Raw genomic sequence first — 18,760 nt, 5'->3', positions numbered from 1 at the left:
AAGCACGCAAGCGCCTGGTTTCGCAACCGCCCCAACGATCAGGAATCGACATGAAAACCCTCCCGCAGCGCTCGGCCGTCAAGGCAGTCATGCTTGCCGCCAGCCTGCTGGTGGCGGCCGTGATGCCTGGACGCACGATCGCCCAGACCGTCTCGGCCGCAGAGGCGCAGGCCATTGCCAAGGAAGCAACCATCTACGGCTTTCCGCTGGTCGACAACTACCGCGTCCTGCACACCTATTTCGTCGATCGCAGCAGCCCCGAGTTCAAGGCGCCCTGGAACAGGATTGCCAACGAGGCCCGCGTCTACACGCCGGATGACAAGGCGATCCAGACGCCGAATTCCGACACGCCTTATTCCCAGCTCGGTGCCGACCTGCGCGCCGGCCCGCTGGTCATCAGCATGCCGGCGGTGGCGGAGGGCCGCTACTTCTCGGCGCAGTTCGTCGACCTCTACACCCACAACTTTGCCTACGCCGGCAATCGTGCGACGGGCCGCAAGGCCGGTCGCTTCCTGCTGGCCGGCCCGGGCTGGAACGGCAAGGTGCCGGAGGGCATCGACGGTGTGATCCGCTCGGAGACCGAATTTGCGTTCGTGTTCTATCGCACGCAGTTGTTCGACGCCGCCGACATCGAGAACGTCAAGGCGGTGCAGGCGGGCTACAAGGTCCAGACGCTGGCCGAGTACCTCGGACAGGCCGTGACCGCCACGGTGCCCGCCGTCGATTTCGCGAAGCCGCTCGCGGCCGGACAGGAGCGCACGTCGATCGAGTTCTTCAACGTGCTGAACTTCGTCTTGCGCTTCTGCCCGGTGCATCCTTCGGAGACTGAACTCCGGGCGCGGCTGGCCAGGCTGGGTATCGACGGCCGCGCAGGCTTCGACGCCAAGACGTTGCCAGCGGAAACCCGCGCCGCGATGGAGCGCGGCATGGCCGAGGCCTGGGTCGAATTCGCAGGGCTTGAGAAGCGCGTCAACGCAGGGCAGGTGAAGAGTGGCGAAGTCTTTGGCAGCCGCGAGCACCTGAAGAACAACTACCTGTACCGCATGTTCGGCGCGGAGCGCGGCATCTACGGCCTCTCGCAGGAAGAGGCGGTGTACCTGTCCTACTTCACCGACGCCGGCGGCGCGCGCCTGGACGCGGCGAAGAACCGCTATGCGCTGCGCTTCGCGCCGGGCCAGTTGCCACCGGTCGACTCGTTCTGGTCGCTCACGATGTACGAGTTCCCGTCGCGCATGCTGGTGGCGAATCCGCTGAAGCGCTACCTCGTCAATTCGCCGATGCTGCCCTCGCTGCAGCGCGATGCCGACGGCGGGATCACGCTGTACGTGCAGCACGACCCGCCCGGCAAGGACAAGGAAGCGAACTGGCTGCCTGCACCCGAGGGCGCGTTCTTCACGGCACTGCGCCTGTACGCGCCGAAGGCCGAAGCCATCGATGGCCGGTGGAAGCGTCCCGCGATGAAGGTCGCGACCTCCGCCGAGGCAGCGCCATGAAAGCTTTCCAGCTGCTGCGGGCCGGCCAGATGGGCGAGTTGCGCGATGTCGACGTGCCGATGCCCAAGGCGGGCGAGATCCTGGTCAAGATCGGCGGCGCGGGCTTGTGCCACTCCGACCTGCACTGCATGCATGCCGGCTTTCCGCCCTTGCCGTACCTGACGCGCAAGCCGCCGTTCACGCTCGGTCACGAGGCGGCAGGATGGATCGAAGCGCTCGGCTCCGACATCCCGGGGCTGGAGAAGGGCATGCCGGTCATCGTCTATCCGTCGCTGTCTTGCGGGCGCTGTGTCGCCTGCCATGACGGCCAGGACCATCTCTGCGAGACCCATGCGATGACCAACCCCGCGCTGGGCCTCGGCGCGGACGGCGCTATCGCCAAGTACATGCTTGTGAAATCGGCCCGCCAGATCATTCCCATCGGCGACCTGAACCCCCGCAGCGCTGCGCCGTTGACCGATGCGGCGCTCTCGCCGTACCGCAGCATCCGACGCAACCTGGAACGGCTGCGGCCGAACAGCAGCGTGGTCGTCATCGGTGTGGGTGGGCTGGGCCAGATGGCGCTGCAACTGCTCACGGCCCTGACGCCCGCACAGGTCATCGCCGTGGACCGCAGCCCTGAAAAGCTGGCACTCGCGAAGTCGCTGGGCGCACGCGTGACCGTGCCGGCCGACGACGACGCGGCCAAGGTGATTCGCGAGGCGACCCAGGGCCGCGGCGCTGCGCTGGTGCTCGACATCGTGGGCGTCGACGCCACGCTGAAGCTGGCGGCCAAGTCCGTGGCCATCGGCGGGCGCATCGACGTGCTCGGCGTCGGCGGCGGCTCGCTGAAGTGGAACCTGTTCGACATGCCGGCCGAGGCCAGCATCGGCTCGAGCTACTGGGGCAGCCCGAGCGAACTGCGCGAGGTTGTTGCTTTGGCGCAGGCGGGGCGCATCCGCACGAACGTCCAGTACTTCGACATCGAGGACACTGCCGAGGCGTATCGCCTGCTGGAAGACGGGAAGGTCGAAGGCCGCATCGTGATCACGCCGAACGGACGTGATTGAACCCATCCGGCGATGCGGCTGACGTGACGGTCGAGGTATGGCTGGGAGTCATGGCTCCTTCCGAATACTTCACTTCGCGTACCAGCAGCACCTCGGTGGCATCGACGACGGGTTGCGCGGCGTTGCCGGTCATCTTGCAAATGCGGATACTGATCATCTGGCCACCGTGTCGGGCGTCGAGGTTGTCAGCGACACGGCAAGCGCCTGCGCTTCGCTTGAGCGATGAGCAGCGCTGAGATCATCGCGAGCGAGTGTACGAAGCGGCGACGCGGCCTAACATCGACCTGGGACGAGAGGAACCTTGATGAGCATGTCGAGCGTTTTCGCGCAGATGGTTGCGGTGGCCGGGAACGCGGCGCTGCAGTGGCGCCGGTTGCAGACCGGTGATCCCACGCAGGCGGTCGGAGCCGCGCCGACGATCCCCGACGCACGCCCTCAGGGCCGCATCCCGACACTGAAGATGCCGACTGCGCGCGGCTGGTCCAACGGGCACAAGCCGACGCCTGCGCCCGGGCTCGAGGTCAACGCGTTCGCCACCGGACTGAAGCATCCGCGCTGGATCCACGTGCTGCCCAATGGCGACGTGACGGTGGCCGAGGCACTGTTCGAGCCGGGCCCGAGCAAGACGGTGTTCGACTACGCGATGGTCAGCACCATGCGGCGCGCCGCCGCGATCGGCCCCAGCCCGAACCGCATCACGCTGCTGCGCGATGCCGACCGCGACGGCGTCGCCGAGGTCCGTTCGGCGCTGCTCGAGGGCTTGAGCCAGCCCTTCGGCATGGCGCTGGTCGGCGACACGTTCTATGTCGGCAACACCGACGGCGTGGTGGCGTTCCCGTACACCCCCGGCACCACGCGCATCGACGCGCCGGGCCGCCGCTTGAACGAATTCAAGCCGGGCGGCCACTGGACGCGCAGCCTGCTCGCGAGCCCCGACGGCAGCAAGCTCTATGCTGGCGTCGGTTCGCTCAGCAACATCGCCGAACACGGCTTCGAGGTCGAAACCGGGCGCGCCTGCATCTACGAGATCGACCTCGCCAGCGGCCATACCCGGCTCTACGCCGGCGGCCTGCGCAACCCGGTCGGCCTCGCCTGGGAACCGACCACCGGTCAGTTGTGGACCGTGGTCAACGAGCGCGACGGGCTCGGTGACGAGACGCCGCCCGACTACCTGACCTCGGTGCGCGACGGCGGCTTCTATGGCTGGCCGTACTGCTACTGGGGCCGCACGGTCGACGACCGCGTGCCGCAGGACCAGGCTGCGGTCGCGCGCGCGCTGACACCTGACTACGCGCTCGGCGGGCACACTGCGTCGCTCGGCCTGTGCTGGCTGCCCGCTGGCACATTGCCTGGCTGGCCCGCGGGCATGGCGATCGGCCAGCATGGCTCGTGGAACCGGAGCAAGCTCAGTGGCTACCGGGTCGTGTTCGTCCCGTTCGAGAACGGCCTCCCGGCAGGCCTGCCGCGCGACATCCTGAGCGGCTTCCTGTCGCCCGATGAAAGCGAGTCGTACGGGCGCCCGGTCGGCGTCGCGATCGGGCCCGACGGCGCGTTGCTGGTGGCGGACGACGTGGGCGACGTCATCTGGCGCGTCACCGCCCGCGGCGCGGGCTAACCTGAAGACTGCCCTTGCGGTCGGTGTCGCGGTGCCCAGCAGCCTCTTGTTGCGCACCGACGAGGTCGTACGTTGAGAGGCTGCGGGGCGCTTTGACCGCCGGCCTCTTCGCCTGCAGCCGACTGTGTCGCGAAGGTCGGCTCCTGGCCGATGCTGAATCGGTCGCCAACGCCAAGGCTACGGCCGCGAGCGCTGCCGAACTGCCATCCGGCCCCGGGGTGGCGCCGGGCCAGGGGTGGGCCGTGTCCGGCGCTGGACATGCTGCATCGCACACCTGCGAGTCCAGGCATGGAGCCGATATGCGCACCTCGACAGCCGACTGCAGGTCGTCTTCGGTGTCAACGCCTTGAGCCAGCGCGCCGGCGCGTGGACTTGCTCAGAACCTCTTGGTAGAAACCCTCCCCCCGAGCACGGGGAGGAGGCGGGGAGGGCTTGAAACCTATCGTTGAGGCATCCGGGCGCAAGCACACACAGCGCCTGTTCAACGAGGTAAATCAAGACATGAACACAGGTGCCATGCTGCAAGGTCAGCGCATCCTCATCACCGGCGCATCGTCGGGACTGGGCGACCACTTCGCGCGACTCGCGGCCCGTTGCGGCGCGAAGGTCGTCATCGCCGCGCGTCGCAAGGCGCGGCTCGAAGCGCTGGCCGCCGACCTGCCCGCGCTCGGCGCGCAGCAGGTGACGGTGATCGAGCTCGATGTGAGCTCCGAGGCCTCCGTCGTCAGCGCCTTCGACACGATGGCCGCCACCGGCGAACTGCCCGACGTGGTGATCAACAACGCTGGCATCGCCTCCGAAGGCTTGGCGATGAAGCAATCCATCGCGTCCTTCGATGACGTGATCGCGACCAACCTGCGCGGCGTCTGGCTGGTCGCGACCGAGGCGGCGCGGCGCTGGAAGGCGGCGAAGCGCGGTGGCGCGATCGTGAACATCGCGTCCATCCAGGGCGAGCGCGTGATGGCCGGCGTGGCCGCGTACTCGGCCTCGAAGGCCGCGGTGATCCACCTGACGAAGAGCCTGGCGCTGGAATGGGCACGCTTCGGTATCCGCGTGAACGGACTGATGCCCGGCTACATCCGTACCGAGATGACGGAAGCCGCGTGGGACACGCCCCTCGGCCAAGAGCTGATCCAGCGCATCCCCATGCAACGCCTGGGCAAGCCCGAGGAACTCGACGGCGCGCTGCTGCTGCTGGCCACCCCGGCGTCGTCATGGATGACGGGCTCGCTCATCGCCGTCGATGGCGGTCACCTGGTTTCCGGTCTTTGAATCCACCCACTCCCCAGAAGAAGAAATGAAGCACAAGCAAATCAGCCTGGTCTCAGCATCGACCGCCATCGCCGCCGGCATGCCCCAGGAGCGGCGCGCCGGCCGGCCGGATCGCGAGGCGCGTGCCTTCCTGCGCTGGTTCAACCTGGCATCGCGGCGGCCGCCCAAGGCCTATTCCATGGCGCAGCTGCGCCTGCTGTGGAAGCTGATGGCCCTGGCGCTGGGTCGCCGCGTGCCCGTTACCTCGGTGATCGAGCGCGTCATCGACGGTCCCGCGGGCCCGATCGAAATGCGGGTCTACAGCCCGCGTCCGGGTGCCAAGCCGGCGCCTGCCTTCCTGTGGTGCCATGGCGGCGGCTTCGTCGTCGGCGGACTGGATTCGGCGGACTCGATCTGCCGCAACATCGCCAGCGAGGCGGGCTGCATCGTGATCGCGGTGCGCTATCGCCTTGCGCCGGAGCATGACCTGAATGCGGGCCGCGAGGACTTCCTGGCGGCGCTGGAATGGGTGGCCGACGAAGGCGAGGCGCTGGGCATCGACACCACCCGGCTCGCGGTCGGCGGCGACTCGGCCGGGGGCAACATCGCCGCGGCGGTGGCGCAGGAGATGGTGCGCCGTGGCCGGCAGGCCTTGCGCCTGCAGGTGCTGGCCTATCCGGCCACCGACCTGGTCCAGGCCTTTCCGTCGGCGACCGAGAACGCACGCGGCTACATGGTGACGGCCGAGACGCTGGCACATGTCCAGAGCCTGGTAGGCGTCCCCGCCAACGCAACGGATCCGTGGCTGTCGCCCGCCCGCAGCACGGACCTGCGCGGCCTGGCGCCCGCGGTGGTCATCAGCGCCGGCTTCGACCCGATCCGCGACGACGGCCTGCACTATGCCGGCCGGCTGCGCGCCGCGGGCGTGCCGGTGGACCTGCTGCACTACGCCGGCCAGTTCCACGGCTTCCTGAACTTTGATGCCGTCATGGGTGCCGGCCGCGATGCCTTGCAACGCATTGGCGCGGCGCTGGCCCACGCGTTCGGCGATGCCGAGCCCGTCAACCGCACGATCGAGATCGCCGACGAAGCGTCGGATACAGCCCACTGCAGCGCGCTCGACAGCTCCGTCGAGGTGGCCAGCACGACGCTGACCGCCTGGGTGGGGGCCGAGCGCTGGCTGGCCGCCTTGCTGCGCCTGCTGTCACCCGCGGCGGCCGGCGCCACCCGCATGTTGTTGAAGCCCGCGCTGGCACCGGCAACCCTTGCACGAAATGAAGCAGTCACGCGCCTCGGCCGGCTTGCGGCGCGCCAGACCTATCCCACAGCCGGTACCTGACCGAGAGCCAATCATGGCCAATCCAACCCTACCCAAGATACCCGACCTCATGCAGTGGTGGCGCACTGCCTTCGACCAGCTCGAGAACAGTGTCAACACGCTCGGCGCCCGCCGCATGGAGAGCGAAGAGTTCTCGCAAGTGCTGAACCAGTTCTCGCAGGTTTCGCTCGGCATGCAGCATGCGTACAGCCAGGTGCTGGCGCGCACGCAGAAGCGGCTCGACATGCCGAGTCGCACCGAGTTCGCCGCGCTCGCGGCGGCGGTGCAGCGTCTCGAGGACAAGATCGACATGCTGCTGCCTGCTGCGGCCCGTCCGTCGAGCGCACCGCGGCCTGCGCGCACGCGCCGTCCGCCGGAAGAGGCGCATGCGGCCGTCACGCCTGTTGCACCGGTGGCGCCCGTCGCATCTGTTGCACCCGTGACCGAGCTCGCCGTCGCGCGCAAACGCAAGGGGGCGAGGGCATGACCGCCGTTGCCAAGCCCGTCGCCAAGCCAGCCTCCGCGCAGTCCGCAAGGAAGCCCGCCGACAGCGCGATCACGCAACGCCTGCGCACCGAGGTCGAGCGCACCATCCAGCGCAGCCTCAAGGGCCTGCGCTACCTCGGCTCGCCGTCCCCCGCCGTCGGCCCGAGCGCCAAGACCCTGCTGCACCGCCGCGGCACGCTGAGCCTCTATCACTACCACGCGACCACCGAAGAGGTCTACCGCGTGCCGATCCTGTTCGTGATGGCGCCGACCAACAAGGCGTACATCTTCGACCTCGCCAAGCGCCAAAGCATGATCGAGTACCTGCTCGCGCGCGGCTACGACGTCTACGTGATCGACTGGAACGCGCCGACGCGCGAAGAGAGCCGGCTGAAGATCGAGGACTACGCGCTCGACTTCATCCCCGACTGCCTGCGACGCGTGCAGCAGGACTCCGGCGAGCAGGACGTGACGCTCATCGGCTACTGCATGGCCGGCGTGCTCTCGACCATCTATACCGCCCTGAATCCCGATGGCCCGGTGAAGAACCTCGTGTGCTTCACCACGCCGGTCGACTGGAAGAAGATGCCCCTGTTCCAGGCCATGAGCGACCAGCGGCATTTCGAGGTCGACCGCATGGTGGATGCGGTGGGCAACATCCCCGCCGACTTCGTCATCAACGCCTTCGACATCCAGCGCCCCGCCGGCCGCATCGCGGGCCAGATCCGCCTGCTCGACAACATGTGGAACGACGAGTACGTCAAGGGCCACCGGATGATGAACCGCTGGGGTTCCGAAACCCTGCCGCAGGCCGGCGAGTACTACCGCCAGATCGTCAAGGAACTGATGTGGAAGAACAGCCTGTGCGAAGGCACGCTGCGCATCGGCGGACGACTGGTCGACCTGAAGAACATCACCGTGCCGATCCTCCACGTGATCGGCGAGCACGACACGCTGGTGCCACCTGAATGCGCGCGTCCGCTGCTGGAAGGCGTGGGTTCCCGCGACAAGCAGGAAGTGGTGCTGCCCGGCGGACACGTCAGCCTGGTGGCTGGCCCGAACGCCGTCAAGCGCATGTGGCCTGCACTCGATCAATGGCTTGGAAAGAGATCCGTATGAGCAACAAGAAAACCGTATCGCGCGGCTATCCGCGCACCGTATCCCTCGGCGGCACGAAGGTGGACATCCGCGTGATGGGCGCCGATGACGCCGTCGCACTCGACGCCTTCGTGAAGACGCTGCCGACGCACGACCTGCTGTTCACGCGCCGCGACCTGAGCCATCCCAAGGTCACCGCCGCATGGCTGCGGTCGATCGCGGAAGGCAGCATCACGAGCCTGGTCGCCCGCGACGGCGACGAGGTCGTGGGCTGCACGGCCATCGTCACCGATGCGCAATCGTGGTCGCGCCATGTGGGCGAGCTGCGCGTGATCGTGGCGCCGTCGTGGCGTGGCCGCGGCCTGGGCCGCGAGTTGATCCAGCAGAGCTTCATGCTCGCGCTGGGTCTCGGGCTCGACAAGCTCATGGTGCAGATGACGGTGGACCAGCAGGCGGCCATCGCCGTCTTCGAAGAGCTTGGCTTCAGCGCCGAGGCCGTCCTGCGTGACCACGTGAAGGACCGCGACGGCAGCAGCCATGACCTCGCCGTGCTGAGCCATGACGTGGCCGCCGTGCAGGCGCGCATGCAGGCCTATGGCGTCGCGGAAGCCCTGAACACCTAACCCATATCCACATCCCCGGACCCCTTGGCCAAAGCACCTGCTGGTGGCCCGGGTGGCCCTTCCTTTGCCCCAAGAAACAGAGACGAGCACCATGACGACGAACCACGAACTTCACATCACCCTCACGCAGGGCTTGCGCCGTGCGGCGCAGTATTTTCCGGAGCGGACCTCGACCGTGTTCGGCCAGCGCCGGCGCACCTGGGCCGAAACCTTCGACCGCGTGACCCGATTGGCGGCAGGCCTCGCCACCCTGGGCGTCAAGCCGGGTGAGCGCATCGCCATCCTTGGTTCCAACAGCGACCGCTACCTCGAAGCGACCTACGCGATTCTCTGGGCGGGCTGCGTGGCCGTGCCGGGCAACACGCGCTGGGCACCGGCCGAGCATGCGTACGCATTGAAGGACAGCGAACCGTCGCTGCTCATCCTCGACCAGGACTTCGCCGCCATGGCACGCACCCTGCCCGGCTTCGATCCGGCGCGCACGGTCTTCATGGGCGACGATGCGCCGGCCGACCTCGTGTCCTTCGAAAAGCTGATCGAGGGCAACGAGCCGCTCGAAGACCGTTCGACGCATGGCCACGAGATGGCCATCATCATGTACACGGGCGGCACCACCGGCTGGCCCAAGGGTGTGATGCTCTCGCACGCGAACATCACCTTCGCGTTCATGAGCTTCAGCCTGGTCATGCCCTACGAGGCGGACGCCGTGTTCCTGCACTCCGCGCCCATGTTCCACCTGGCCGCGATGTGTTCGGTGCTCTCGTACACGGGAGTCGGCGCGACTCACGTGATCCTGCCGCGCTTCGACCCGGCCCTCGTGGTGGAGGCGGTGGTTTCCGAGCAGGTCAACACTGCGCTGCTGGTGCCCACGATGGTGGACTTCGTCGACCGCTACCTGCAGGCGCATCCCGCCGACATGGGGTCGCTGCGCAAGCTGCTCTACGGCGCCTCCCCGATTTCCGAAGCGCTGTTGCGCCGCGCCATGAAGACCCTGCCCAACGTCGCTTTCTACCAAGGCTATGGACAGACCGAGATGGCGGGCGGCGTGGTCGTGCTCGGCGCGGAGTTCCACGCCGTGGAAGGACCGAATGCACGCCTGCTGCGCGCGGCGGGCCGGCCCAACCCGACGCTGGACATCCGCATCGTCGATGACGAGATGAAGGAAGTCCCGCGCGGCACCATCGGCGAGATCGTGGCCCGCGGCCCCAGCGTGATGCTGGGCTACTGGCGCAAGCCCGAGCAGACCCAGGCCGCCATCGTCGACGGCTGGCTGCGCAGCGGCGATGCAGGCTACATGGACGCGCAGGGTTTCATCTTCCTGGTCGACCGCCTCAAGGACATGATCGTCTCTGGTGGCGAGAACGTGTACTCGGCCGAAGTCGAGAACGCGCTGGCGCAACACCCCGCCGTGCTGGAGTGCGCGGTGATCGGCATCCCCAGCGAACAATGGGGCGAAGAAGTGCATGCCGTGCTCCGCCTGCGCGACGGCCATCAGGTTGACGAGGAAGCACTCGCCGCGCATTGCAGCCAGCTCATCGCCAACTACAAGCGCCCGCGCTCCTACACCTTCCGCACCGAGACGCTCCCGCTGTCGGCCACCGGAAAGGTGCTCAAGACCGAACTGCGCAAGCCCTTCTGGGAAGGCCACGCGCGCCAGGTCGGTTGACCTCCTTTTCCATCCCTCTTTCTTCCTGAACCAACTGGAGTTACCCGTGCAAATTGAACGCACTGTCTTTCGTGACGACCACGAAATGTTCCGCACCACGGTGCGCCGCTTCATCGAGCGCGAATGCGTCCCGCACAACGAGGCGTGGGCCAAGGCCGGCAAGGTCGATCGCGAGGTCTGGCGCAAGGCCGGCCGCGAAGGCCTGCTGTGCCCGATGCTGTCGGAAGAGTATGGCGGCGGTGGTGGCGACTTCGGCCATGCGGCCGTGCTGGGCGAGGAGATGGCTCGCGCCGGCGTGACCGGCCCGGCCTTCGGCATGCACTCGGACATCATCGCGCCCTACATCGAGCGCCTTGGCACCGAAGAGCAGAAGCGCAAGTGGCTGCCTGGCTGTGCCAGCGGCGACGTGGTGCTGGCCATCGGCATGACCGAGCCGGGCACGGGCAGCGACCTCAAGGGCATCCGCACGACCGCCGCGCGCGAAGGCGACGAGTACGTCATCAACGGCAGCAAGACCTTCATCAGCAACGGCCTGCTGGCCGACCTGATCGTGCTGGTCTGCAAGACCGATCCCAAGGGCACCGGCTCCAAGGCCATGAGCCTGATCCTGGTGGAATGCGACCGCCCGGGCTTCCGCCGCGGTCGCAAGCTGCACAAGGTGGGCCAGCCGGCGCAGGACACCGCCGAGCTGTTCTTCGACAACGTGCGCGTTCCCGTCAGCAACCTGTTGGGCGAGGAAGGCAAGGGCATGTACGCGCTGATGCACGAACTGCCGCAGGAGCGCTTCCTGATCGCCCTTGGCGCCGCCACGCAACTGGAAACCTGCCTGCAGCACACGCTCGACTACGTCAAGGACCGCAAGGCCTTCGGCGGCACGGTGTGGGACTTCCAGAACACCAAGTTCAAGCTGGCCGACATCAAGGCACAGGCCGTCGCGGTGCGCACCATGACCGACCACTACCTGGGCGAGCACATGCGCCGCCGCCTCACGCTGGAAGAGGCCGCCATCGCCAAGCTGTATTCCACCGAGACGCTGGGCCGGGCGCTGGACGAGATGGTGCAACTCCACGGTGGCTACGGCTACATGCTGGAGTACCCCATCGCCCAGGCCTTTGCCGATGCGCGCGTGACGCGCATCTACGGCGGCACCAGCGAAGTGCAGCGCGACCTCATCTCGCGAAAGCTCTGATTTCCCACTCCAACCACCCAAGGAAGAAGCAATGACACGCAATGTGTTGGTCGCCGGCGTCGGCATGATCCAGTTCACGAAGCCGGGCGCGAGCGCCCCTTACGACCAGATGGGCGCGCAGGCGATCCGCCAGGCGCTGGAGGACGCCGGCCTGTCGTACACCGACGTGCAGCAGGCCTATGCGGGCTTCGTCTACGGCGACTCCACCAGCGGCCAGAAGGCGCTGTACCACGTGGGCATGACGGGCATCCCGATCGTCAACGTCAACAACAACTGCTCCACCGGTTCGACCGCGCTCTACCTGGCGCGCCAGGCCGTGATGAGCGGCGCGGTGGATTGCGCGCTGGCCGTGGGCTTCGAGCAGATGAGCCCGGGCGCGCTGCGATCGATGTGGCCCGACCGTGAATCCGCTTTGGAGCGTGCACTGGATCTCACCGACGACCTGGTCGGCCATCCCGAGATCCCCGATGCCATCCGCCAGTTCGCGGGCGCCGGCCTGTCGCACATGCAGAAGTACGGCACGAAGCTGGAGACCTTCGCGAAGATCCGCGCCAAGGCCAGCCGCCACGCCGCCAACAACCCGCTGGCCGTGTTCAAAAACGTCGTGACGACCGAGGACGTCATGAATGCGCCCATGCTGTGGGACGGCGTGCTCACGCGCTTGATGGCCTGCCCGCCGACCTGCGGTGGCGCGGCGGCCATCGTGGTCTCGGAAGAGTTCGCCCGCAAGCGCGGCCTGCGCACCGACGTGCTGATCGCCGGACAGGCCCTCACCACCGACACCCCCAGCAGCTTTGAAACGCGCGACATGATCCGCGTCGTCGGCTTCGACATCACGCGTTCGGGTGCGCAGCAAGCCTATGAACAAGCCGGCGTCGGCCCGGAAGACGTGGACGTCGTCGAGCTGCACGACTGCTTCGCGCAGAACGAACTCATCACCTACGAAGGCCTGGGCCTGTGCAAGGAAGGCGAGGGCGAGAAGCTGGTCAACGACGGCGACAACACCTATGGCGGCAAGTGGGTGGTCAATCCCTCGGGCGGCCTGCTGTCCAAGGGCCATCCGCTGGGCGCCAGCGGACTCGCGCAGTGCTACGAGCTCACGCACCAGTTGCGCGGCACGGCCGAGGCACGCCAGGTGTCGGACGCACGCATCGCCTTGCAGCACAACCTCGGCCTCGGCGGCGCGGGCGTCGTCACGATCTACAAGAAGGCCGCCTGATGATCGACAAGAAGCACATCGGCAAGGTGTTGCCGTCGTTCACGGCGGTGGCCGAGGCGGGGCAGCTTCGCTTCTTCGCCAAGGCGATCGGCGAGACGAACCCGGTCTACTTCGACGAGTCCGCCGCGCGCGCAGCAGGTCACCCGAGCCTGCCGCTGCCACCGACCTTCCTGTTCTCGATCGAACTCACGAGCGGCTCGAACGCGTGGATCGACGAGATCGGCGTGGAAGTGCCGCGCATGCTGCACGGCGAACAGCAGTTCACCTACCACCGCACGGCCCATGCCGGCGACGCGCTGACCTACGAGAGCCGCATCGCGGACATCTACGACAAGAAGGGTGGCGCGCTGCAGTTCGTGGTGCGCGAGACGCGCGTGACCAACGGCAAGGGCGAACACGTGGCCGACCTGCACAGCGTGCTCGTGCAACGCAACGGCTGAAAGGGACAGCTACATGACCAACACCCATCTGAAGGACGTGCAAGTCGGCGATGCTTTGCCGCCGCTGACGCTGCCCGCCATCAATCGCACCACGCTCGCGTTGTTCGCAGGCGCATCCGGCGACCACAACCAGATCCACATCGACACCGACTACGCCCGCAAGGCCGGCATGCCCGATGTGTTCGCCCACGGCATGCTGTCGATGGCCTACCTGGGCCGCCTGCTCACGCAGTGGGTCGACCAGCGCCAGATCCGCAACTTCGGCGTGCGCTTCACCGGCATCACGCACCTGGGCCACATCGTGACCTGCACCGGCAAGGTCACGGAGACCTTCGCGCACGACGGCGAGCGCCGCGCGCGGCTCGAGATCCAGACCACCAACCAGTACGGCGACACCCGGATCCTCGGCGACGCCGTCGTCGCTCTCTAAATCCAACTCATCAACCCACACGGAGAAACACATCATGGGAAAACTTGACGGCAAGGTGGCACTGGTCACCGGTTCCGGCCGCGGCATCGGCCAGGCCATTGCGATGAAGCTCGCCAGCGAAGGCGCGCGGCTGGTCGTGAACGACCTCGACGCCGATCCGGCGCACGAGACGGTCGAGACGCTGAAGAAGCAAGGCGCCGACGCGGTGGCCTGCGTCGGCAGCGTGACGGCACCCGACTTCGCCGAGCGCTTCATCAAGACCGCGGTCGACAACTACGGCGGCATCGACATCGTCGTGAACAACGCCGGCTACACCTGGGACGACGTGCTCCAGAAGATGACGGACGAGCAGTGGCACGCCATCATCGACTGCCACCTCGGCGCACCGTTCCGCATCCTGCGCGCGGCCTATCCGGTCATCAAGGCCAAGGCGCAAGCCGAGGCCGCGGAAGGCCGCGAGGTGTTCCGCAAGGTGGTCAACATCTCGTCGGTGTCGGCGCTCAACGGCAACCCCGGCCAGATGAACTACTCGACTGCGAAGGCCGGTGTGATCGGCATGACGCGCACGCTGAGCCGCGAGTGGGGTCGCCTGAAGGTCAACGTGAATGCAGTCGCCTTCGGCCTGATCCACACGCGCATGACCACTGCCGACGCCAAGGCCGGCGCGACGATCAAGATCGAAGGGCGCGACATCCGCGTCGGCGTGAACCCGGAAATCATCAAGGCGCACGCGCAAGTGACGCCGTTGGGTCGTGGCGGCACGCCGGAAGAGGCCGCAGGTTCGGTGTACCTGTTCTGCTCGCCCGAATCGAACTACATCACAGGCCAGACCATCGCTGTGGCGGGCGGCCCGCAATAAAGCAACTGCCCCGCACGCAAGGTGTGCGTGCGGGGCGCGACAAAGACCCAAGGACACGATGCCATGCCCCCATTCCAGAAGCTGCTTGCGATCCCCGCGATCGTCTCCCTGTTCGCCATGACAAACCTCGCCCATGCCCAACCGGCGGCCACCGCGACTTCCGGCGCGACCGTCCCCGTCACCATCGACAACTTCGTGCGCTCGGAATCCGACAGGTACCTCAAGACGCTGGCCACGCAAGGCGGCGGGGTCGGCAAACTGATGCACCGCCGCACACTGGCCTCGATCGAGCGCCAGCCGATCATTCGCCTGAACCGCGACACGCTCTATTCGTCGGGCGTGTTCGACCTGGACGCAGGGCCGGTGACGATCCGCATGCCGGACGCCGGCAAGCGCTACATGTCCATGCAGGTCATCAGCCAGGACCACTATGTGCCGTACATGGTCGACACCGCGGGCACGTACACATTGACGAGAGCCGGCGTCGGCACGCGCTATGCCGCCGTCGGCATTCGCACGCTCGCGGACCCGGCCGATCCGGCCGACCTCCGGGCTGCGTATGCCTTGCAGGATGCGGTCGAAGTCACGCAGGCCTCACCGGGCAAGCTCGTGCTTCCCGACTGGGATCCGGTCAGCCACAAGAAGGTCCGCGACGCGCTGCTCGTGCTGGCCGGCACCGCGCCCGACTTCAACAAGGCCTTCGGCACCAAGGAGGAAGTGGACCCGGTGCGCCGCCTCTTCGGGTCGGCCGCGGCCTGGGGCGGCATCCCCGAGAAGAACGCGAGCTACCTGAACGTTACCCCCGCCAGGAACGACGGCACGACGGTGTACCGCCTGACCGTCAAGGACGTGCCGGTGGATGGCTTCTGGTCGGTGAGCGTCTACAACGCGGACGGTTACTACGAGAAGAACGCCGCCAACGCCTACACGCTCAACAACCTCACCGCGCGCAAGAGTGCAGACGGTTCGATCGCGATCCAGTTCGGCGGCTGCGACGCGCAGGCTGCCAACTGCCTGCCCATCATGGCGGGCTGGAACTACACCGTGCGGCTCTATCGCCCGCGGGCCGAGATCCTGGAGGGGCGCTGGAGCTTCCCGGTCGCGCAACCGGACAGCCCTCAATAGGAAGTTGCGGGCGGATTCGTCGGCTACGCCCGCGTCACGGCCGGGGGCGTCCAGTTCCCCGACGTGATCGCCTCCGTCGGCCAGTAGGCTCGCACGTACAAAGAGAACGGCCCCTTCGGCGCGGGCAGCCAGTTCGCCTCCTTGCCGGCGCCCGGCGAGTCGGCCTGGACGTAGAGGGTGAGCGAACCGTCGGCGTTGGCTTGGAGCCCCTTGTTCTTGGTCCCAAGCGAATAGCGCTTCAGGTCGTTCGGTGCGAAGAAGTGGTTCTCGTTGTACAGCGTGAGCGACCAGAAGCCGCGCACTGGCGGCAGTCCGTCCATGGGGAAGGTCACGGTGTATCGGTTGGCGCCATCGAGCCGGTCGCCCGAGGCATCGAGGTCCTGGTAGAAGTAGGTTGTCTCGCTCGGCTTGTTGACCAGGATGTTCGACTTGGCCACCGCGGTCCGCGTGAGGTAGTCCGTGCCGAACATCGCGCCGTTGTCCTGCTTGCTCCAGTGATGCGGCAGCACGATGCCGTAGTTGCGGAACTCGAAGAGCGGCGCCACCAGTTCCTGCTCGGCCTTGGCCGCTTCGTCGGTCATCACCTGCTTCAACGCCGGGTCGGACTGCGCGGCGGCCAGCACGGCGCGGATGCGGGCGTAGCGTGCCTCTTCGCCGGGCAGCGGCGGGGCATCTTTCATGACTAGCGGCAACTCGTCCACGAACCTTTCGGGCACGACCCACTTCGTTTCGCTTTCGCTCGACGTATCGGTGGGAAAGTTCGGGATCTTCGACCAGTCGCGGCGCTTCATCTGGCCGTCGTACATCGCCAGCGGATAGAGGTCGATGCCGCTGATGATTGAGCGCACGGCGGTATTGTCTTGCGGGGTGTCTTCCTGGAACACGCGGGGCACCACGAAGCCGGTTTGCGTGGTGGCGCGGAACACCTTCGCAATGCCCTGTGGCGCGTCGCCTTTCCAGTCAGGCCCGACCAGCAGATAGAAACCGGGGGGCGTGCCGTACATCGCGCCGAGTTCCGCGAAGGAGTCGGTGCGCAGGTCCACGATCTGGTAGACCCAGAAGCGCTTGCCGAAATCGGGCACCTGGATGATGACCGGACTTTCGTCAAGCCCGAGGGCGCAGCCGCCATAGACCACGTCCTGGTTCGGGCAGGCCACGACACGCTCCTGGGGCTCGATGTAGTTCGACAGCATCGACAGGTGGTTGACTGGCGCCGCCGGTGCAACACCGCCCATCAGGCCTGGCACGGGCACGTCCTTGAACGCCAGGCGCCGGTTGTAGACGTTGATCATCGGCCACGCCCAGAAGTAGGCGTCGCGCGCCACCATGCGCACGTAGGGCTCGGTCATGCGTTGGGTCGCTGTCATGCGGTCTCCGATTGTTCGGGTGAAAGGATTGGCGGTTCTAGCGTGGCCCCGGCTTGCGCAGCTTGTCCAGGTCCAGTTCCGTCAACACACCCGGAATCGTCACGAGCCGCAGCGCTTCGGCGGGTGCGACATCCTGCTCGCCGGCCAGGAAGCGCATCTGGCAATCCCCGATGAGGATGCCGTCGCCGTTGGACAGTGCGCGCGACACGATGCGGTGGCCGTTGACGAAGGTGCCATTGCTGCTCTTGAGGTCACGGATCCAGACGGCGCCATTCTCGACGGTCACCAGCGCATGGAAGCGGCTCACACGCTCCGAGTCGATGACGAGGTCGTTGCCGGTGGCCCGTCCGATCTGGGTTTCGGCCGCCAAAGGCACCAGCTTGGTCTTGCCCGGTTGGGTCATCACGATGAGCTTTGGCATCCGAAAATATTCCTTGGGTCTTGCGCCGGGCTGCGCGGGATGAAAAAGGGGCGGTTGTAAGGATCTGTCCTACAGGCAACGTGTCCGGAATATGACGCGAGACCGACAGTTTGTACAGACGTTTCAGGCGCGCCGTTGTGCCCGGCGCAACGCGCTGGCGGGGCGGGTCGGCGGCAGGCGGGCTATTCGACGATCAGGCCCTTGAGCGCCGGGTCGTCCGGCCGCTCCTTCAGCTTCATGTCCTCGAGCGTCCGGATCAGCAGGCGCGCGATCATCAGGTTGCGATGCGTCTTGCTGTCGGAGGGGATCACGTACCAGGGCGCATGCCGGGTGGAGGTGGCGACCAGCAGCCTCTCGTAGGCATGCTGATAGTCGCCCCACTTCTTGCGTGCATCGAGATCGCTCATGTCGAACTTCCAGTGCTTGCCGGGCGTGTCGATGCGGTCTTGCAAGCGCTCGCGCTGGGTCTCCTTGCTGATGTGCAGCATGCACTTGATGACGACCGTGCCGGTCTCGCTGAGCAGGCGTTCGAAGTCGTTGATCTGGGCGTAGCGGCGCTCAAGCTCTTTCTTGTCGATCCAGCCTTCGACGACCGGCACCAGCACGTCTTCGTAGTGGCTGCGGTTCCACACCATGATCTCGCCGCTGCGGGGCACGACGGCATGGCAGCGCCAGAGGAAGTCGCGTGCCTTCTCCTCGAGCGACGGCGCCTTGAAGGCGGCCACGCGCACCCCCAGCGGGGAGGTGCGCGAGAACACCCAGCGGATGGTGCCGTCCTTGCCGCTGGTGTCCATGCCCTGGAGCACCAGCAGGATCTTGCGGCTGCCTTCGGCATGCAGCAGGTTCTGCAACTTGTCGAGGTCCAGCGCCAGCGTGTCGAGCAACTCGATCTGCTCGCTGCGTGAACCTTCCGAGAAGGGCGTCGCGCCCGGCTGGATGTCGGCGAGGTGGAACGACTTGCCGACGCGGTACTTCTTGAAGCTGGCCATGCGCAAATTCCCCTTTGCAAACGCAAATGCAAAGCGCGAGCGTAAGCGACGTGGAGCGGCAATGCATGGCCCGTCCTGCAGGGTTTTCGCTCTCGGGCTGAAACCGATTGACATATGAATAT

Annotated in this window: 19 protein-coding genes; 15 read left to right on the top strand and 4 right to left on the bottom strand. The window is 66.7% G+C overall.

Annotated elements, in window-relative coordinates:
* Positions 1 to 50 precede the first annotated feature (50 nt).
* Positions 51 to 1,493, top strand: a complete 1,443-nt coding sequence (locus WKW79_RS18625) for a DUF1254 domain-containing protein (protein WP_340336663.1) — start codon at positions 51 to 53, stop codon at positions 1,491 to 1,493.
* Positions 1,490 to 2,542, top strand: coding sequence for an NAD(P)-dependent alcohol dehydrogenase (locus tag WKW79_RS18620; RefSeq protein ID WP_340336662.1), 1,053 nt, complete (start codon positions 1,490 to 1,492; stop codon positions 2,540 to 2,542). The genes WKW79_RS18625 and WKW79_RS18620 overlap by 4 nt, the downstream gene beginning before the upstream one ends.
* Here the strand turns inward: WKW79_RS18620 and WKW79_RS18615 are convergent.
* Entirely contained in the window at positions 2,520 to 2,699 is a 180-nt protein-coding gene (locus WKW79_RS18615; RefSeq protein WP_340336661.1) for a hypothetical protein, read from the bottom strand. The genes WKW79_RS18620 and WKW79_RS18615 overlap by 23 nt on opposite strands.
* Before the next feature lie 153 nt (positions 2,700 to 2,852).
* Here WKW79_RS18615 and WKW79_RS18610 point away from each other — a divergent pair, with 153 nt between their 5' ends.
* From WKW79_RS18610 to WKW79_RS18550, 13 genes are all read left to right on the top strand, one after another.
* Positions 2,853 to 4,157 carry a PQQ-dependent sugar dehydrogenase gene (locus WKW79_RS18610; protein ID WP_422823915.1) on the top strand — a complete coding sequence of 435 codons (1,305 nt, stop codon included), beginning with the start codon at positions 2,853 to 2,855 and terminating at the stop codon, positions 4,155 to 4,157.
* Between the two features lie 501 nt (positions 4,158 to 4,658).
* Positions 4,659 to 5,429 (top strand): SDR family NAD(P)-dependent oxidoreductase, encoded by a 771-nt coding sequence (locus WKW79_RS18605; RefSeq protein WP_340336659.1) that lies wholly within the window; start codon positions 4,659 to 4,661, stop codon positions 5,427 to 5,429.
* A 25-nt stretch (positions 5,430 to 5,454) separates the two neighbouring features.
* The gene (locus WKW79_RS18600) at positions 5,455 to 6,747 is read left to right on the top strand and encodes an alpha/beta hydrolase (RefSeq protein WP_340336658.1); all 1,293 of its coding nucleotides are present in this window, start codon (positions 5,455 to 5,457) and stop codon (positions 6,745 to 6,747) included.
* A gap of 13 nt (positions 6,748 to 6,760) precedes the next feature.
* Positions 6,761 to 7,213: a hypothetical protein gene (locus WKW79_RS18595; protein ID WP_340336657.1), complete on the top strand. Its 453-nt coding sequence runs from the start codon at positions 6,761 to 6,763 to the stop codon at positions 7,211 to 7,213.
* A complete protein-coding gene (locus tag WKW79_RS18590; protein ID WP_340336656.1) occupies positions 7,210 to 8,331 on the top strand; it encodes an alpha/beta fold hydrolase in 1,122 nt (373 codons plus the stop codon). The genes WKW79_RS18595 and WKW79_RS18590 overlap by 4 nt, the downstream gene beginning before the upstream one ends.
* On the top strand, positions 8,328 to 8,933 hold the full coding sequence (locus WKW79_RS18585) for a GNAT family N-acetyltransferase (RefSeq protein WP_340336655.1): 606 nt from the start codon (positions 8,328 to 8,330) through the stop codon (positions 8,931 to 8,933). The genes WKW79_RS18590 and WKW79_RS18585 overlap by 4 nt, the downstream gene beginning before the upstream one ends.
* 91 nt (positions 8,934 to 9,024) lie before the next feature.
* On the top strand, positions 9,025 to 10,599 hold the full coding sequence (locus WKW79_RS18580; protein ID WP_340336654.1) for an acyl-CoA synthetase: 1,575 nt from the start codon (positions 9,025 to 9,027) through the stop codon (positions 10,597 to 10,599).
* Between the two features lie 46 nt (positions 10,600 to 10,645).
* Positions 10,646 to 11,788 (top strand): acyl-CoA dehydrogenase family protein, encoded by a 1,143-nt coding sequence (locus WKW79_RS18575; protein WP_340336653.1) that lies wholly within the window; start codon positions 10,646 to 10,648, stop codon positions 11,786 to 11,788.
* Positions 11,789 to 11,819: 31 nt separating this feature from the next.
* A complete protein-coding gene (locus tag WKW79_RS18570; protein WP_340336652.1) occupies positions 11,820 to 13,007 on the top strand; it encodes a lipid-transfer protein in 1,188 nt (395 codons plus the stop codon).
* Complete coding sequence (locus WKW79_RS18565) at positions 13,007 to 13,447, top strand: MaoC family dehydratase N-terminal domain-containing protein (protein ID WP_340336651.1); 441 nt, start codon at positions 13,007 to 13,009, stop codon at positions 13,445 to 13,447. Before WKW79_RS18570 ends, WKW79_RS18565 begins: the two co-directional genes overlap by 1 nt.
* A gap of 13 nt (positions 13,448 to 13,460) precedes the next feature.
* The gene (locus WKW79_RS18560) at positions 13,461 to 13,877 is read left to right on the top strand and encodes a MaoC family dehydratase (RefSeq protein ID WP_340336650.1); all 417 of its coding nucleotides are present in this window, start codon (positions 13,461 to 13,463) and stop codon (positions 13,875 to 13,877) included.
* A gap of 34 nt (positions 13,878 to 13,911) precedes the next feature.
* Positions 13,912 to 14,736 (top strand): SDR family NAD(P)-dependent oxidoreductase, encoded by an 825-nt coding sequence (locus WKW79_RS18555; RefSeq protein ID WP_340336649.1) that lies wholly within the window; start codon positions 13,912 to 13,914, stop codon positions 14,734 to 14,736.
* Between the two features lie 63 nt (positions 14,737 to 14,799).
* Entirely contained in the window at positions 14,800 to 15,861 is a 1,062-nt protein-coding gene (locus tag WKW79_RS18550) for a DUF1214 domain-containing protein (protein WP_340336648.1), read from the top strand.
* Between the two features lie 23 nt (positions 15,862 to 15,884).
* On the opposite strand, the gene WKW79_RS18545 is transcribed toward WKW79_RS18550, so the two are convergent.
* The 3 genes from WKW79_RS18545 to WKW79_RS18535 form a co-directional block, all read right to left on the bottom strand.
* Entirely contained in the window at positions 15,885 to 17,228 is a 1,344-nt protein-coding gene (locus WKW79_RS18545) for a DUF1254 domain-containing protein (RefSeq protein ID WP_340336647.1), read from the bottom strand.
* A 37-nt stretch (positions 17,229 to 17,265) separates the two neighbouring features.
* Positions 17,266 to 17,649 (bottom strand): FHA domain-containing protein, encoded by a 384-nt coding sequence (locus WKW79_RS18540; protein WP_340336646.1) that lies wholly within the window; start codon positions 17,647 to 17,649, stop codon positions 17,266 to 17,268.
* A 182-nt stretch (positions 17,650 to 17,831) separates the two neighbouring features.
* Positions 17,832 to 18,638, bottom strand: a complete 807-nt coding sequence (locus WKW79_RS18535) for a PPK2 family polyphosphate kinase (protein ID WP_340336645.1) — start codon at positions 18,636 to 18,638, stop codon at positions 17,832 to 17,834.
* Positions 18,639 to 18,760 lie beyond the last annotated feature (122 nt).

The organism is Variovorax robiniae (assembly GCF_037889955.1).
Lineage (GTDB): Bacteria > Pseudomonadota > Gammaproteobacteria > Burkholderiales > Burkholderiaceae_C > Variovorax > Variovorax robiniae.
This window is presented reverse-complemented; position numbering and strand designations above follow the sequence as displayed.

Coding starts and splice junctions, on each gene's coding strand:
- WKW79_RS18625 (WP_340336663.1), top strand. CDS start 51: ATGAAAACCCTCCCGCAGCGCTCGGCCGTCAAGGCAGTCATGCTTGCC.
- WKW79_RS18620 (WP_340336662.1), top strand. CDS start 1,490: ATGAAAGCTTTCCAGCTGCTGCGGGCCGGCCAGATGGGCGAGTTGCGC.
- WKW79_RS18615 (WP_340336661.1), bottom strand. CDS start 2,699: ATGATCAGTATCCGCATTTGCAAGATGACCGGCAACGCCGCGCAACCC.
- WKW79_RS18610 (WP_422823915.1), top strand. CDS start 2,853: ATGTCGAGCGTTTTCGCGCAGATGGTTGCGGTGGCCGGGAACGCGGCG.
- WKW79_RS18605 (WP_340336659.1), top strand. CDS start 4,659: ATGAACACAGGTGCCATGCTGCAAGGTCAGCGCATCCTCATCACCGGC.
- WKW79_RS18600 (WP_340336658.1), top strand. CDS start 5,455: ATGAAGCACAAGCAAATCAGCCTGGTCTCAGCATCGACCGCCATCGCC.
- WKW79_RS18595 (WP_340336657.1), top strand. CDS start 6,761: ATGGCCAATCCAACCCTACCCAAGATACCCGACCTCATGCAGTGGTGG.
- WKW79_RS18590 (WP_340336656.1), top strand. CDS start 7,210: ATGACCGCCGTTGCCAAGCCCGTCGCCAAGCCAGCCTCCGCGCAGTCC.
- WKW79_RS18585 (WP_340336655.1), top strand. CDS start 8,328: ATGAGCAACAAGAAAACCGTATCGCGCGGCTATCCGCGCACCGTATCC.
- WKW79_RS18580 (WP_340336654.1), top strand. CDS start 9,025: ATGACGACGAACCACGAACTTCACATCACCCTCACGCAGGGCTTGCGC.
- WKW79_RS18570 (WP_340336652.1), top strand. CDS start 11,820: ATGACACGCAATGTGTTGGTCGCCGGCGTCGGCATGATCCAGTTCACG.
- WKW79_RS18565 (WP_340336651.1), top strand. CDS start 13,007: ATGATCGACAAGAAGCACATCGGCAAGGTGTTGCCGTCGTTCACGGCG.
- WKW79_RS18560 (WP_340336650.1), top strand. CDS start 13,461: ATGACCAACACCCATCTGAAGGACGTGCAAGTCGGCGATGCTTTGCCG.
- WKW79_RS18555 (WP_340336649.1), top strand. CDS start 13,912: ATGGGAAAACTTGACGGCAAGGTGGCACTGGTCACCGGTTCCGGCCGC.
- WKW79_RS18550 (WP_340336648.1), top strand. CDS start 14,800: ATGCCCCCATTCCAGAAGCTGCTTGCGATCCCCGCGATCGTCTCCCTG.
- WKW79_RS18545 (WP_340336647.1), bottom strand. CDS start 17,228: ATGACAGCGACCCAACGCATGACCGAGCCCTACGTGCGCATGGTGGCG.
- WKW79_RS18540 (WP_340336646.1), bottom strand. CDS start 17,649: ATGCCAAAGCTCATCGTGATGACCCAACCGGGCAAGACCAAGCTGGTG.
- WKW79_RS18535 (WP_340336645.1), bottom strand. CDS start 18,638: ATGGCCAGCTTCAAGAAGTACCGCGTCGGCAAGTCGTTCCACCTCGCC.